At 44.8% G+C, this 397-nt stretch carries 1 protein-coding gene; it reads right to left on the bottom strand.

Annotation, left to right across the window (positions count from 1 at the left end):
* Positions 1–397 (bottom strand): Ig-like domain-containing protein (locus CWB85_RS22565; protein WP_249314960.1); only part of this gene is annotated, 397 nt, incomplete at both ends.

The following is a 397-nucleotide window of genomic DNA, read 5'->3' as shown; positions in this document are numbered from 1 at the left end:
AAATGCAACTGTGTTTCCTGCCACGGCATCTAAGGCAGCCCCTGTAACAACAGGAGTTTTATCTGCTGTAGTAGTTAATGGATCAAGCAACACTGTCGGTGCGGTTAAATCTATTACACCTGTTGTTTGAGCTAAATTGCTATTACCAGCGATATCTGTGATTGTAGCTGCAATGCTGTAATTTCCTTCTACAAGCTCACTGCCAAGCGCTACAGACCATGACCCATTGGCTTTGACTGTAGCCTGAGCTGATTGCTCTGTACCAGCACTGTCGGTGACCAACAACGAAACGACTGTGCCTTGCGCTGCATCTGATGTACCACTAATTAATGGCGTTGTATCATTGGTAATACTTGGTGTGTTAATGGCTAATGTTGGTGCGGTTAAATCTATCGCT

The sequence above is a fragment of the Pseudoalteromonas sp. S1727 genome (assembly GCF_005886375.1).
Taxonomy (GTDB): Bacteria; Pseudomonadota; Gammaproteobacteria; order Enterobacterales; family Alteromonadaceae; genus Pseudoalteromonas; species Pseudoalteromonas haloplanktis.
This window is presented reverse-complemented; position numbering and strand designations above follow the sequence as displayed.